The following is a 13309-nucleotide window of genomic DNA, read 5'->3' on the forward strand; positions in this document are numbered from 1 at the left end:
GAAGGAGGTTTTGCAGTGGAACAGTTTTTGCCGATTATCATCATTGCCATATTGAGCTTTCTGTTCAACCGCAACAAAAAACCGGAAAAGCCTCCGGTCCGAAGAAATGAGCCTTCACGGCCGCAGCATCAGACGGCTGAACAGGAAGAGTATGAAATCGAAGAGGACAAACGTGAATTCAAGCCCTTCCCGACACCTGCCCAGGGCTTCCCGAATCAGCCGATGTCGAAGGGGTTCCAATCCCTGAAGGAAGCAGCCGAGGCAATGCTCGCAAAATCGCGTCCCGATCTTGAGATGCAGGAGCGGGCGGCCGCCGAGAAGATGCGGGAATTGAAACGTGAAGAAGAAAGGCTGCTGGCACGCGCCGAGAAATTGAAACAGACAGCTGCCAGCACGGCGCCGGCTCTGGACGCAGGCAACAGCCCAGATCAGGGCGGGCTGCCTGAATTCAGCCAAAGAGAAGTTCTGAACGGCATTATCATGGCGGAAGTGCTCGGAAAGCCGAGAGCCAAAAATCCCTATCACATGCCAAGAAGATAAAATTGTGCAAGCCCCATTTGTTCCTGCCCGGCGGGAACGAATGGGGCTTTTTGTTTTTTTCTTATTCGCCCTCCACGCCCCTGTTTTTTCCGCATAACAGGAGCATCCTTGAATATGAATAATGTAAGCCGCCATTCTAAACTCCCGATAATTGACCATATACATATACGTGAGGAAAGGGGGAGTCTATTTTATGGCCAGGAAAATGACAGAAAGAATCAGGTCGTGGATCACGAAGAAAATGGACCTCCCTGCGGATGTGCTCATGGACCTCCCTAGAGTGACCATGGTCGGGCAGCTCCATATTTATATAGAAAACCATCGGGGGCTTCTTACCTTTACTGACAAAGAGATCAGGCTACTTCTCAAGCAGGGGCAGCTTCTCGTGAAAGGAAACTCATTTGTGATCAAGACCATTCTGCCTGAGGAAATTTTGCTCGAAGGGAAGATCGAAGAAGTCAGGTATCTGGAAGAATAGGAGATGGGGATGTTGAAAAATCAATGGCTTACATTTTTGGCAGGCAGGGTGAAGGTACAAGCTGAAGGAAAAGGCCTAGAGCGGCTCCTTAATCAATTGACCCGCTCCGGTCTTTCCATTTGGCACGTAAAAAGAAAAAAAGACCAGCTCCTGACTTTTTATATACCGCTGAAAGATGTCCATAAGCTGCGGAGAGCGGCAAGGAAGCATGAATGCCGTATTTCGTTTGCAAGGGGGGAAGGATTGCCGTTCTTAACAAAGCGCCTGCAGAAAAACAGCGGATTTTTCGTAGGGGCTGTCCTCTTTTTTGCAATAGCGCTTGTCTTATCCAATATTACATGGGGCATTCAAATCCAAGGCGCCTCACCGGAGACCGAGCATAAGATGCGAAAGGAGTTGGACAAGCTTGGGGTCAAGGTCGGCACCTCTCACTGGAAAAACGATCATCCGGAGACAATTCAACGGAAACTGACGGAGAGGATGGATAATATTACATGGGTCGGGGTAGAGTTAAAGGGGACAACCTTCCACTTCCAGGTCGTGGAAAAAAATGAACCGAAGAAAATTGAAGTGAGCGGTCCCCGGAATTTAGTCGCAAAGAAAAAGGCGGTCATTGCCAACTTATTCGTGGAAAAAGGGAAACCGCTTGTTAAAGTCAACCAATATGTCCAGCCGGGACAGCTGCTCGTATCAGGAGTAATCGGCCTGGACGACGGGCAAAGACTCGTTGCCTCGACCGGAAAGGTATGGGGAAAAACATGGTATCAGACAGATGTCGAGTATCCGCTTGAGACGCTGTTCAGTGTATACAGCGGAGCTGAAATGAGGAAGCATATCGTAAAAGCATGGAACTGGCGGGTTCCGGTTTGGGGGTTCGCCAAGCCAGAATTCAAGTCGTTCGTCGAGGAAATTGACGAGCGGCCGGTCCAGCTTTTCGGCTGGAAGACACCGTTCAGCTATGAGAAACATATATTCCGGGAAAACGAGGAAATCCCCCGTTCTCTGGAAAAGAAAGAAGCGATTGAGGCAGCATTGGAGCTTGCCCGGATGGACGTGAAGAAGACCATTCCCGAAGATGCCAGAATCGACAAAGAATATATTTTGCATGAAAATGTCGACAATGGTAAAGTGAAGCTGACAGTACATTATCAAATCATTGAAAATATAGCGGAAGAAAAACCGATTATCCAAGGAGACTAGCGAATGTCCGAACAACAAAATTTCACAGTCAAAATTGAACTAGAAAACACAGATGAAGCGGTTGTCCTGCTCGGCAATGGAGATGTAAACCTGAAATTGCTGGAAGAGGAGTTCGGTGTGGCCATCGTCACAAGAGGCGGAACGCTTTCCATTACAGGGGAACCGGAACAAGCTGAGCTTGCCGGAGAAGTGATCGGGCAGCTGCTGCTTGTCATACGTCGCGGAATGAATATCGGCGAGCGTGATGCAGCTTACGCGGTTCAAATGGCGAAGCAGAACCGGATCGACTATTTCTCTGATCTTTTCGAAGAAGAGATCGCCCGCAACACGAAAGGAAAGGCGATCAGGGTAAAAACGCTTGGACAGCGCCATTATATTGATGCCATCCGGAAGCATGACCTGATTTTCGGAATCGGGCCGGCGGGAACGGGGAAAACCTATCTTGCCGTCGTCATGGCGGTGAATGCTCTCCGCAACAATAAAGTAAACAAAATCATTTTGACACGGCCGGCGGTTGAAGCGGGCGAAAGTCTCGGGTTCCTGCCGGGAGACCTAAAGGAAAAGGTTGACCCCTATTTGCGGCCGTTATACGATGCGCTCCACGATGTTCTCGGCGCAGAGCATACGCAAAGACTGATTGACCGGGAAACAATCGAAATCGCGCCCCTTGCCTACATGCGCGGAAGAACACTGGACGACGCCTTCGTCATTTTGGACGAGGCGCAAAACACGACGCAGGCGCAGATGAAAATGTTTCTGACCCGCCTTGGCTTTGGTTCGAAAATGGTCATCACCGGGGATTCCACCCAAGTCGATTTACCGAAAGGAGCCCGGTCCGGACTCGTCGCAGCGGAAATGATCCTGCACGATGTCAAAGGCGTCTCCTTCATCCATTTGAACCAAAGCGATGTTGTCCGCCATCCACTTGTGGCGCGGATCATTGATGCGTACGAAAAAAATGACACGCTGGCAGGGCAGTAGGAGCGGTCTGCTGCTTTTATCCAGGGCTGTTCAGAAAGTCGGAAAGATCGGCTAATGAACAGCCCTTTTTGCATTGGATGAAGACTTTGGGATTCACCCTTTCAGGCTGAAATCGCCAGAGAAGGCTTAGACTCGAAGAATCAAGATTCCTCTCGTCTTGGCGTATCCGTATCAAACAACAACAGCCTCTGCCAAGCTGAAAGCGAATTCCCCTCATATGCCACCTCCCTATTGATTCCAATTCCCCGCATCGTCTGGCAGAATTCGTGTCGATGGCATGGGAAATTTCCCAATTGTTGATGTATTCACGCGAAAAACCTGCTATCATCAAGTTAAGAGGAAAACGCTTTAGATGGAGGCTTATATGAACTTTCAATCGCATCTGAATAAGGTTCGAACGTTTCTAAGCTATAAAGTTTTCACCGCTATCATTTATGGAGTGCTTGCGCTCGTGTTATTCGGCGTATTGTACCACAATGTGAAACCGGAAACGTATGACATTGAACAGTTCTCGGTCGCTGATAAAACAATCCGTTCACCAAAAACCGTCGAAGATGAAGCGAAGACGGAAGAGGAGCGGGAAATTGCTGCCGACAATGTGGACAGGGTGTATGTATTCAAGAAAGAGACGGCCCAGCACAGAATTTCGCTGATCGGGTCGATCTTTGATTATGTTAAGGAAACGAACCATGAGTATAACAAAGTCTCTGCTGGAACAGATGGCGAGGCTGAGATGGAGAATGCTGCACCTTCAATTCAGAACCGCCTGAAAACATTAAAAAGCAAGCTGACCGCCAATGTATCTGAGGATATTACGGATTCCGTTTCGGATAAGACATTGACCACACTGCTGGATGCGAGCCAAGGAAATTTGGCCAAGACGAAGAACACCGTCATTCGCAGTGTGGAAACGACGATGGCCGGTAAGATTCGTGAAGAGCAGCTGCAGCGAGTGAAGGATAGCACAAGTGTGCAAATCACAGGACTGCCTGACGACCTGCTCGCTGCCGCAAGAGAACTGGGGACATATGCGATCGTGCCCAATGAACTGTATGATCCAGGTTTAACCGATGAAAGACGGGAACAGGCAAGAGCATCTGTTGAGCCGGTCAAAATTCTTCAGGGACAGATCATTGTTCAGGAAGGGCATTTGATCGACAGGGAAATTTACCGCCAATTGGAAATGCTCGGGCTCCTGAAAAGCAATCCGACAATCAAGCCAATTGTCGGCCTGCTCCTATTTGTTATTCTTTCCATCGGTGCGCTGTATCTGCACTTTTCCCGTCTGAACGTTTCCGAGGAAAGGAAGCAGAATTACCTGCTGCTTGTCAGTGTCATTTTCATCCTTTCTCTTATTTTAATGAAAATCATCGGACTGTTGGAAGAGGTCGGCTTGTACGGCATCGCATTCGTTTTCCCGGCTGCCATGATGCCGATGCTCGTCAAAATTATGCTCAATGAGCGGCTTGCTTTGATGATGGCGATCTTGCTTGCAGCATGCGGCAGCATCATCTTCCATGATGGCATATCAGGAACGATTGATGTGGAGGTCGCCATGTATATCTTGTTCAGCGGTATGGCGGGCAGCCTATTTTTGGGGGAACGCAATGGCCGGAACCGGATCTTGCGCTCAGGCTTGCTTGTCTCTGTGACGAATATCGGCCTGATGCTGTTCTTGACCTTGATGGGCGGCGGGCAGTTTGAGATGGCGGAGTACTTTTACTATATTCTTTATGCAATCGGCTCCGGCATCATTTCGGCCATTCTGACGATGGGCTTGCTGCCGTATTTTGAGGCAGGCTTCGGCGTCTTATCGACGATCCGGCTGATTGAATTATCAAGCCCGAACCATCCGCTGCTGAAAAAAATCCTGATGGAAGCTCCCGGCACGTATCATCACAGTGTAATGGTCGCAAATCTGGCAGAAGCTGCTTGTGAGGCAATAGACGCAAATGGGCTCCTTGCCCGTGTCGGCTGTTATTACCATGATATCGGCAAGACGAAGCGGCCGCACTTTTTCATCGAAAACCAAATGGGGCATGACAACCCGCATGACCGGCTTCCGCCAGAGACAAGCAGGGATATCATTGTTGCCCATGCAGTGGACGGAGCGGAGGTGCTGAGGAAGCACAAACTGCCGAAGGAGATTGTCGACATCGCGGAACAGCATCATGGCACAAGCCTTCTTAAGTTCTTTTATTACAAAGCGAAAGAAAAGAATCCTGATTTGCAGGAGGAGGACTACCGGTATCCAGGGCCAAAGCCGCAGACAAAGGAAACAGCGATTATCAGCCTGGCTGATAGCGTAGAAGCAGCAGTTCGTTCGATGAAACACCCGACTTCGGGGCAGATTCGCCTTCTCGTCCATAATATCGTCCAAGACAAGCTGCTTGACGGACAGTTTAATGAATGTGATATTACATTAAAAGAACTGGAAATCGTAAAGCGAACGTTCTGTGAAACATTGAACGGGATTTTTCACTCGCGGATCGAATATCCGGATTTCAAACAGCAGAAGGTGGTTAATGATGGAGTTGGAAATTGATTTCATAGATGAAACAGACACTCTGAAAGAAGAAAATGTGAACCTGCTTGAAAGGCTTCTTGGCTACGCAGCTGAACAGGAGGACTTGCAAGGCGCTATTGAGCTGTCCGTCACTGTCGTGTCCAATGAACGGATCAGGGAGATCAACCGTGATTATCGGGGGAAAGACCAGCCAACGGATGTCATCTCGTTCGCTTTGGAAGAAATGGGCGAAGGAGAAATCGAAATTACCGGTGCCGGCATCCCGCGGACGCTCGGAGACATCATTATTTCCGTTGATCGGACAATCGAACAGGCTGAGGAATATGGCCATTCATTTGAGCGGGAGCTCGGCTTCTTGGCGGTCCATGGCTTGCTTCATCTTCTCGGGTATGACCATATGAATCCCGAAGATGAGGAAAAAATGTTCGGCCGCCAAAGAGCGATTTTAGAGGGATTCGGTCTTGGAAGATAAGAGGGGAGTCTTTTCCCCCAGGCGGCTTACCGCTTCTTTTCACCATGCCATTTCCGGATTTCTTTATGCGGCGAGGACAGAAAAGAACATGCAGATCCATTTGATCGCCTCTGTTCTTACCGTCCTTGCGGGCATTGTTTTTCGGGTTAGTGCAGTAGAATGGCTATTTCTGCTGCTGTGCATTTTTGGGGTATGGGCGCTTGAACTGGTGAATTCGGCGATTGAGAAGGCGATCGACCTCAGCACAGAGGACATCCACCCGCTGGCAAAGCAGGCAAAAGACATGGCAGCCGCGGCAGTTCTCGTTTTTGCCATCTTTTCCGTCCTGGCAGCCGCCGTCATCTTCGGCCCTAAAATGATGGACTTCTTTTAAAATCGATTTTATTCAGAGCGCGTTCCCTCCTAAGGAAACGGGCTTTTTTTGTTCGAAATATATGTCACACCTTTTCCTTTTCTATGCTGCTCGGCCACAAAAGAGTTATCCTCCGAGACGATCCCTCGATATTGGTTAATTGTTAATGGAAGGCTCACCCATGTTTGAATCTTGCCTCCCTTTGCGATAAACTATTTTCACAGCTTGAAAAGGGACAGGAAGATCAATTGTTTGAAATAATCAAAAATCTTTGTGGATTTTATAACTTTTTTCTTGCGGATATAGTAAAATAAAATTATGAATGCAAAGGGGTTTTTTCATGAATGCTGAAGACCTGATTAAAGAAGCCATACTGGCGAAAGAGAAGGCCTATGTGCCGTATTCGAAGTTTCCGGTAGGCGCTGCGCTCCTCACGGAAGACGGAAAAGTCTACCATGGCTGCAATATAGAGAATGCCGCATACGGAGTCGGCAACTGCGCTGAAAGGACTGCGTTGTTCAAAGCGGTTTCGGAAGGTGACACGAAATTTGTCCAGCTCGCGGTTGTGGCGGATACGGCAAGGCCGGTACCTCCATGCGGAGCTTGCAGGCAAGTCATTGCAGAGCTGTGTCCGAAAGATATGAAAGTTGTTTTGTCCAACGGAAAAGGGGATATGAAGGAAGTAACAGTAGAGCAATTGCTCCCATTTGCCTTCATGCCGGAGGATCTGCATGGTGAATAATACAACAAATCAGTATAAATCAGGTTTTATCTCCATTATTGGGCGTCCGAATGTCGGAAAATCAACTTTCCTGAACAGGGTTGTCGGACAAAAGATCGCCATTATGAGCGACAAACCGCAAACAACGAGGAACAAGGTGCAGGGTGTCCTGACAACAGATGATGCCCAGATGATTTTCATCGACACACCGGGAATCCATAAGCCGAAGCACAAACTCGGAGACTTCATGATGAAGCTTGCCACCAATACACTGAGGGAAGTTGATGTGATCCTGTTTGTCATCAACGCTGTCGAAGGCTTTGGCCGCGGGGATGAGTTCATTATCGAAAAGCTCAAAGATGTCAAGACGCCTGTATTTCTCGTCGTCAATAAAATCGACCAGCTCCACCCGGATGAATTGCTGCCGCTGATCGAGCAGTATAAGGAGCTTTATGATTTCGAGCAGATCGTGCCCATTTCTGCGCTGGAAGGAACAAATGTCGACAGGCTGCTGGGAACACTGAAAGAATTACTTCCTGAGGGACCGCAGTTTTATCCTGCAGACCAGATCACGGATCATCCGGAACGGTTCATTGTGTCAGAGCTTATCAGGGAGAAAGCGCTTCATCTGACGAGGGAGGAAATCCCGCACTCGATCGCTGTATTAATCGACAAGATGGAGAAAAAGCCGGACAAAGAGCTCGTTCATGTTATGGCAACGATCATCGTCGAACGGGATTCCCAGAAAGGGATCGTCATCGGCAAGCAAGGAAAGATGCTTAAAGAAATCGGACAGCTTGCAAGGAAAGACATTGAGCACCTTCTTGGATCCCAGGTGTTCCTCGAGCTGTGGGTGAAAGTCCAAAAAGACTGGCGCAACAAGTCATCCCTGTTGAAAGACTATGGTTTCAAGGAAGATGAATACTAATCCAAGAGTTCATGCGGAAGTCAACCGTCATGCAGTTAGCAAATTTTACGCTGAATTGTCCCCGTCCAAGTGGCTAAAATAAGAATGAAATTCATCATTACGAGATGGAAAGGCGGGATTATCGATGTATGAGTTCACATGGAAAGTTTTTAAAGAAACAGGCAGCGTTGACACGTACTTGCTTCTGAAGGAACTTGAAAAGGAAGAGCACATGAAGATTCTGCCAGTCGAGGAAGCTGCGGGGGAAATTGATTATCCGATTCCTTGATCCTCATTTGTCGCCCAATAGGCAGCTGTTGCTGTGAAAGGGTGAAGAGCATGCTTCAAAAGTTTGAAGGAATTATTATCCGGACGACCGATTATGGGGAGTCCGATAAAATTGTTACGATCTTCAGCCGGGAAGCCGGCAAAATCGGCGGCATGGCGAGGGGCGCGAAAAAGCCGAGCAGCCGCCTCGCCGGTATTTCCCAGCTGTTCACCCATGCCCAATTTCTCCTGCAGACTGGCAGGGGCCTGGCCGCCCTCCAGCAAGGAGAAGTCCTCTCTTCTCTCAGGGGATTGAGGGAAGATATTTTCAAGACGGCCTACGCCTCCTATGTTGTCGAATTGCTTGATAAGGGCACGGGAGACAGGGAGCCGAATCCCTTTTTGTTTGAACTGCTTTACCAGACACTCCATAACATAAGCGAGGGGTTCGACCCAGACATTATCATCCATATCTTTGAAATGAAAATGTTGAATGTCCTTGGGCTTTATCCGGTCATGAATGAGTGTGCCGTCTGCGGAAACACGGAATCCCGCTTCGGCTTCTCGATCCGGGAAAACGGGCTGATCTGTGAACAATGCATGGAAAAGGATCCGTATTATCTGCCGCTTTCCCAGAAAGCGATCAGGCTGCTTCGGCTTTTTTATTATTACGACCTGCAGCAGCTTGGCAATATTTCCGTCAGCGAGGAGACAAAGCAGGAACTGAAAAGGGCGATTTCACTATATTATGATGAATACTCCGGACTTTTTCTGAAATCGCGGAAATTCCTTGATTCTCTTGGTGACTTGAAAGACCGTCTTTAACTCCCTTTGAAGTGGAGATGGTTGACAAATCTCGCTTTATCAGCTATTTTACGTATATGAATGAAAAATAGTCTCCGCATTGATGGAAAAGAGTACTTGGCTCGTCTGTTTTATAGCGAATCCGGGATAGTGGGAGCCGGAGAGCAGGCACCAGGGAAGGGCATTCCGGAGCGGGTTTTTATGAAGATGGCCGCTTTTTGCGGCAAATAGGGTGGAACCGCGGGTAAACTCTCGTCCCTATGCTTAGGATGTAAGCATGGGAACGGGAGTTTTTTGCGTTCATCCGGCCTCATCCTGAGGAAACTGTTTTTTGTACTTAATCAGAGAAGGGATGTTAATGCATGAACGTTCAGGAAATGATTTTGACGCTTCAAAAGCACTGGTCAGAGCAAGGCTGTATCCTTATGCAAGCATATGATGTCGAAAAAGGCGCTGGTACGATGAGTCCGTACACTTTCTTGCGCGCTATCGGCCCGGAGCCATGGAATGTTGCCTATGTGGAGCCTTCCAGAAGGCCTGCTGACGGAAGATACGGGGAAAACCCGAACCGCTTGTACCAGCACCATCAATTCCAGGTGATCATGAAGCCGTCACCGGATAATATTCAAGAGCTGTACCTTGATTCGCTCCGCGCGCTTGGCATCGACCCGCTTGAGCATGATATCCGCTTTGTCGAGGACAACTGGGAGAACCCGTCTCTCGGATGTGCCGGTCTTGGTTGGGAAGTATGGCTGGATGGAATGGAAGTGACCCAGTTCACCTATTTCCAGCAAGTCGGCGGCCTTGAGTGCAAGCCGGTGTCGGTTGAACTGACATACGGACTGGAGCGCCTCGCTTCCTATATCCAAGAAAAAGAAAACGTGTTTGACCTGCAATGGACTGACGATTTCACATACCGGGATATTTTTCTCCAGCCGGAATTCGAGCATTCCAAATATGCGTTTGAAACATCTGATCAAGAGATGCTGTTCAAGTTGTTCGGGATCTATGAAGCGGAAGCGAAAAAGCAGATGGAGCATGGCCTTGTTCATCCGGCCTATGACTATATCTTGAAATGCTCTCATGTTTTCAACCTTCTCGATGCTAGAGGAGCGATTTCGGTTACAGAAAGAACCGGCTACATCGGCCGGATGAGAACGATGGCGCGGACCGTTGCCAAAACGTTCTACGAGGAGCGGGAGAAGCTCGGCTTCCCGATTCTGCATCAAACAGCAAAGGAGACGGGAGATCATGAATAAACGCAGCCTGCTGCTTGAAATCGGCTTGGAGGAAATGCCTTCCAGGTATATGAATGAAAGTGCCGAATTGCTGAAAACCCAACTTGCCGAATGGCTGGAAGATCATAAAATCTCTTTTGGGAAAGTCCGGAGCTATGTGACACCGCGGAGACTTGCGGTGCTTGTCGAAGAGGTAGCAGAATCCCAGGAAGATACGGTTGAAGAGGCGAAAGGACCGGCGAAAAAAATCGCCCTTGATGAAGAGGGGAACTGGACAAAGGCCGCCATCGGCTTTTCCCGCGGCCAGGGAATGTCTACAGATGACATTTATTTTGTTGAACTGAACGGCGTCGAGTACGCACATGTTAAAAAATTCAGCGAAGGAAAGACAGCGATGGAGCTCCTTCCTGAACTCTCTTCCGTCATCACTTCCATGCATTTTCCAAAGTCAATGCGCTGGGGTAGCAATGACCTGCGTTATATCCGCCCGATCAAATGGATTGTCGCTTTGTTTGGATCGGAAGTCATTCCGTTTTCGGCGGCTGGAGTGGAAGCCGGCGCAACAACACAGGGCCACCGTTTTCTTGGGGAAGAAATCGCGCTGATCGCCCCCGAAGATTATGAAAAAGTCCTCCTCGGCCAATACGTTCTTGCAGACTATGAGGAAAGACGTGCGGCGATCCTCGATCAGATCGGCAAGCTTGCTGAAGAGAACAATTGGGAGATTCCTGTGGATGAGGAGCTGTTGGAAGAAGTGACAAACCTCGTCGAATACCCAACAGTCTTCGCAGGCACGTTTAATGAAACCTTCCTTAAACTGCCGGAAGAAGTGCTGATCACATCGATGAAAACCCATCAGCGTTATTTCCCTGTCATCGGGCAGGACGGAAAACTGCAGGCGAATTTCGTCGGTGTCCGCAACGGTGACCATCGCCATCTTGAGACCGTAGTCAAAGGAAACGAAAAGGTGCTTCGGGCCCGCCTGGCAGATGCTGAATTCTTCTTTGAAGAGGATGGAAAGCTTGCTATCGAGGATGCATTGAAGAAACTTGAAACGATTGTCTATCATGAGAAAATGGGCACGTTGGCGCAGAAGGTGGCTAGAATCCGCAAGCTGTCCAGCTTGATTTCCGGGCATCTCGGCTTATCAGGAGAAGAGAAGGACCGAATCGACCGGACTGCCGCCATTGCGAAGTTCGACCTCGTTACGAACATGGTCAATGAATTCCCTGAACTGCAGGGCATCATCGGTGAAAAATATGCTCTGGAAAAAGGCGAGCAGCCGGAAGTTGCCAAAGCGATCAATGAGCATTACCAGCCAAGGCATTCCGAAGATTCCATCCCTGCTTCTCTCACAGGAGCAGTCGTTGCCGCAGCTGACAAACTCGATACGATCCTGTCCGCCTTTGCGATCGGCATGATTCCGACCGGGTCCCAGGATCCTTATGCGCTTAGAAGACAGGCGACAGGCATCATTCAAATTTTCAAAGAGAAGCAGTGGCATCTTCCATTTGTCACTTTGTTAGAGGAAGCAGCGGCTGTTGTCAAGGAAGATATTGAGCAATCAAATGAAAACCTGATTGAAGACCTCGTCCAATTCTTTAAATTGCGGATGAAGCATTTGCTGCAGTCTGAATCGGTTTCCCATGACATTATCGAAGCGGTTCTTTGGGCAAAAATTACTGACCTTCCTGCTGTATTCGAAAAAGCAATCGTCATGTCTAGCCATCGCCAGGATGCTGATTTCAAGGAGGTTGTCGAGTCGCTCGCACGGGTGATGAACATTGCCGGAAAAGCGGATCAGCCTTCGGAAATCAATCCTTCCTTGTTTGAAAACGAAGAAGAACGTGATCTTTACGCACATTTTACCGAGCTGAAGACAACGGTGGATGCCCATCAGGATGCTGAGTCTCAGTACCGTGAACTAACAGAGATGGCTGCACCGATTGCTGCTTATTTTGACAACAATATGGTTATGGCTGAAGACGAAAAGATCAAGGCAAACCGTTTGGCTCAAATGAGGGAGCTTGCAGAATTGATCGGTTCCTTTGCCAATATGAACGAAATCCTCGTCAAGTAATGAACGTTTCGTGAATAAGGCTGTCCCCTGCTCTACATTAGGATATAATCATTCTAATAAGTAGGTCATTAACGAAGACAAGGTGGTGAGTACAATCGAACTCAGTGATAGACAGGAGCGCATCCTGCAAATCGTCAAAGACAACGGGCCGATTACAGGCGAGAATATTGCAGAAAGGCTGAATTTGACCAGGGCGACGCTCCGGCCTGATCTGGCCATCTTAACCATGGCGGGCTACCTGGATGCAAGGCCCAGGGTCGGCTACTTTTATACAGGAAAGACAGGAACACAGCTTCTGACCGAGAATCTGAGGAAACTCCTTGTGAAGGATTTCAAATCAATGCCTGTCCTTATCAATGAAAACATCTCCGTCTACGATGCGATTGTCACCCTGTTTCTGGAGGATGTCGGGACGATTTTTGTGACAGATGACAAAATGAAGCTGACCGGAGTGGTTTCCAGAAAAGACCTGCTCCGGGCAAGTCTCGGCAATCAGGATTTGTCTTCATTGCCCGTCCACATTATTATGACGAGGATGCCGAATATCACCGTCTGCAGGGAAGATGATCTGCTGATTGATGTAGCGAAGAAATTGATTGATACTCAAATTGACGCCGTGCCTGTCGTAAAAGGGGAAAGCAACGGTTTTGAAGTGATCGGCAGACTGACGAAGACAAACATCACGAAAGCTTTCGTTTCGCTTACAGAACAGGACATATAGGATGAGGGATGGTGAAGGGCA

The 13309-nt window shown here is 48.6% G+C and carries 14 protein-coding genes; all 14 read left to right on the forward strand.

The annotated features are described in order from the left end of the window. Positions 1-15: 15 nt before the first annotated feature. The 14 genes from AC0TWI_RS01860 (at position 16) to ccpN (ending at position 13288) form a co-directional block, all read left to right on the forward strand. The gene (locus AC0TWI_RS01860; protein WP_488124631.1) at positions 16-540 is read left to right on the forward strand and encodes a hypothetical protein; all 525 of its coding nucleotides are present in this window, start codon (positions 16-18) and stop codon (positions 538-540) included. 193 nt (positions 541-733) lie between these two features. Next, complete coding sequence (gene yqfC / locus AC0TWI_RS01865) at positions 734-1018, forward strand: sporulation protein YqfC (protein WP_488124632.1); 285 nt, start codon at positions 734-736, stop codon at positions 1016-1018. Positions 1019-1027: 9 nt separating this feature from the next. Then, positions 1028-2218 (forward strand): sporulation protein YqfD, encoded by a 1191-nt coding sequence (gene yqfD / locus AC0TWI_RS01870; RefSeq protein ID WP_488124633.1) that lies wholly within the window; start codon positions 1028-1030, stop codon positions 2216-2218. Positions 2219-2221: 3 nt separating this feature from the next. Next, positions 2222-3199 carry a PhoH family protein gene (locus AC0TWI_RS01875; RefSeq protein WP_488124634.1) on the forward strand — a complete coding sequence of 326 codons (978 nt, stop codon included), beginning with the start codon at positions 2222-2224 and terminating at the stop codon, positions 3197-3199. Positions 3200-3563: 364 nt separating this feature from the next. Further along, the gene (locus AC0TWI_RS01880) at positions 3564-5744 is read left to right on the forward strand and encodes an HD family phosphohydrolase (RefSeq protein ID WP_488124635.1); all 2181 of its coding nucleotides are present in this window, start codon (positions 3564-3566) and stop codon (positions 5742-5744) included. Then, positions 5728-6198 carry an rRNA maturation RNase YbeY gene (ybeY, locus tag AC0TWI_RS01885; RefSeq protein ID WP_488124636.1) on the forward strand — a complete coding sequence of 157 codons (471 nt, stop codon included), beginning with the start codon at positions 5728-5730 and terminating at the stop codon, positions 6196-6198. Before AC0TWI_RS01880 ends, ybeY begins: the two co-directional genes overlap by 17 nt. Next, entirely contained in the window at positions 6188-6571 is a 384-nt protein-coding gene (locus tag AC0TWI_RS01890; protein ID WP_488124637.1) for a diacylglycerol kinase family protein, read from the forward strand. The genes ybeY and AC0TWI_RS01890 overlap by 11 nt, the downstream gene beginning before the upstream one ends. A gap of 319 nt (positions 6572-6890) precedes the next feature. After that, the gene (locus tag AC0TWI_RS01895; RefSeq protein WP_488124638.1) at positions 6891-7292 is read left to right on the forward strand and encodes a cytidine deaminase; all 402 of its coding nucleotides are present in this window, start codon (positions 6891-6893) and stop codon (positions 7290-7292) included. Beyond that, a complete protein-coding gene (gene era, locus AC0TWI_RS01900) occupies positions 7282-8199 on the forward strand; it encodes a GTPase Era (protein WP_488124639.1) in 918 nt (305 codons plus the stop codon). Before AC0TWI_RS01895 ends, era begins: the two co-directional genes overlap by 11 nt. Before the next feature lie 124 nt (positions 8200-8323). Continuing rightward, positions 8324-8467 carry a YqzL family protein gene (locus tag AC0TWI_RS01905; RefSeq protein WP_488124640.1) on the forward strand — a complete coding sequence of 48 codons (144 nt, stop codon included), beginning with the start codon at positions 8324-8326 and terminating at the stop codon, positions 8465-8467. A gap of 50 nt (positions 8468-8517) precedes the next feature. After that, on the forward strand, positions 8518-9270 hold the full coding sequence (gene recO / locus AC0TWI_RS01910; RefSeq protein WP_488124641.1) for a DNA repair protein RecO: 753 nt from the start codon (positions 8518-8520) through the stop codon (positions 9268-9270). A 341-nt stretch (positions 9271-9611) separates the two neighbouring features. Continuing rightward, on the forward strand, positions 9612-10508 hold the full coding sequence (gene glyQ / locus AC0TWI_RS01915; protein ID WP_488124642.1) for a glycine--tRNA ligase subunit alpha: 897 nt from the start codon (positions 9612-9614) through the stop codon (positions 10506-10508). After that, entirely contained in the window at positions 10501-12567 is a 2067-nt protein-coding gene (gene glyS / locus AC0TWI_RS01920) for a glycine--tRNA ligase subunit beta (protein ID WP_488124643.1), read from the forward strand. Before glyQ ends, glyS begins: the two co-directional genes overlap by 8 nt. An 85-nt stretch (positions 12568-12652) precedes the next feature. Beyond that, entirely contained in the window at positions 12653-13288 is a 636-nt protein-coding gene (ccpN, locus tag AC0TWI_RS01925; protein ID WP_488124644.1) for a transcriptional regulator CcpN, read from the forward strand. The last annotated feature ends 21 nt before the right edge of the window (positions 13289-13309 follow it).

The organism is Lederbergia sp. B243.17, assembly GCF_057657925.1.

Excerpts from the sequence above, each read along its gene's own strand:
- yqfD (WP_488124633.1), top strand. The coding sequence starts at position 1,028 with ATGTTGAAAAATCAATGGCTTACATTTTTGGCAGGCAGGGTGAAGGTA.
- AC0TWI_RS01905 (WP_488124640.1), top strand. The coding sequence starts at position 8,324 with ATGTATGAGTTCACATGGAAAGTTTTTAAAGAAACAGGCAGCGTTGAC.
- yqfC (WP_488124632.1), top strand. The coding sequence starts at position 734 with ATGGCCAGGAAAATGACAGAAAGAATCAGGTCGTGGATCACGAAGAAA.
- era (WP_488124639.1), top strand. The coding sequence starts at position 7,282 with ATGGTGAATAATACAACAAATCAGTATAAATCAGGTTTTATCTCCATT.
- AC0TWI_RS01875 (WP_488124634.1), top strand. The coding sequence starts at position 2,222 with ATGTCCGAACAACAAAATTTCACAGTCAAAATTGAACTAGAAAACACA.
- ybeY (WP_488124636.1), top strand. The coding sequence starts at position 5,728 with ATGGAGTTGGAAATTGATTTCATAGATGAAACAGACACTCTGAAAGAA.
- AC0TWI_RS01880 (WP_488124635.1), top strand. The coding sequence starts at position 3,564 with ATGAACTTTCAATCGCATCTGAATAAGGTTCGAACGTTTCTAAGCTAT.
- glyS (WP_488124643.1), top strand. The coding sequence starts at position 10,501 with ATGAATAAACGCAGCCTGCTGCTTGAAATCGGCTTGGAGGAAATGCCT.
- glyQ (WP_488124642.1), top strand. The coding sequence starts at position 9,612 with ATGAACGTTCAGGAAATGATTTTGACGCTTCAAAAGCACTGGTCAGAG.
- recO (WP_488124641.1), top strand. The coding sequence starts at position 8,518 with ATGCTTCAAAAGTTTGAAGGAATTATTATCCGGACGACCGATTATGGG.
- AC0TWI_RS01895 (WP_488124638.1), top strand. The coding sequence starts at position 6,891 with ATGAATGCTGAAGACCTGATTAAAGAAGCCATACTGGCGAAAGAGAAG.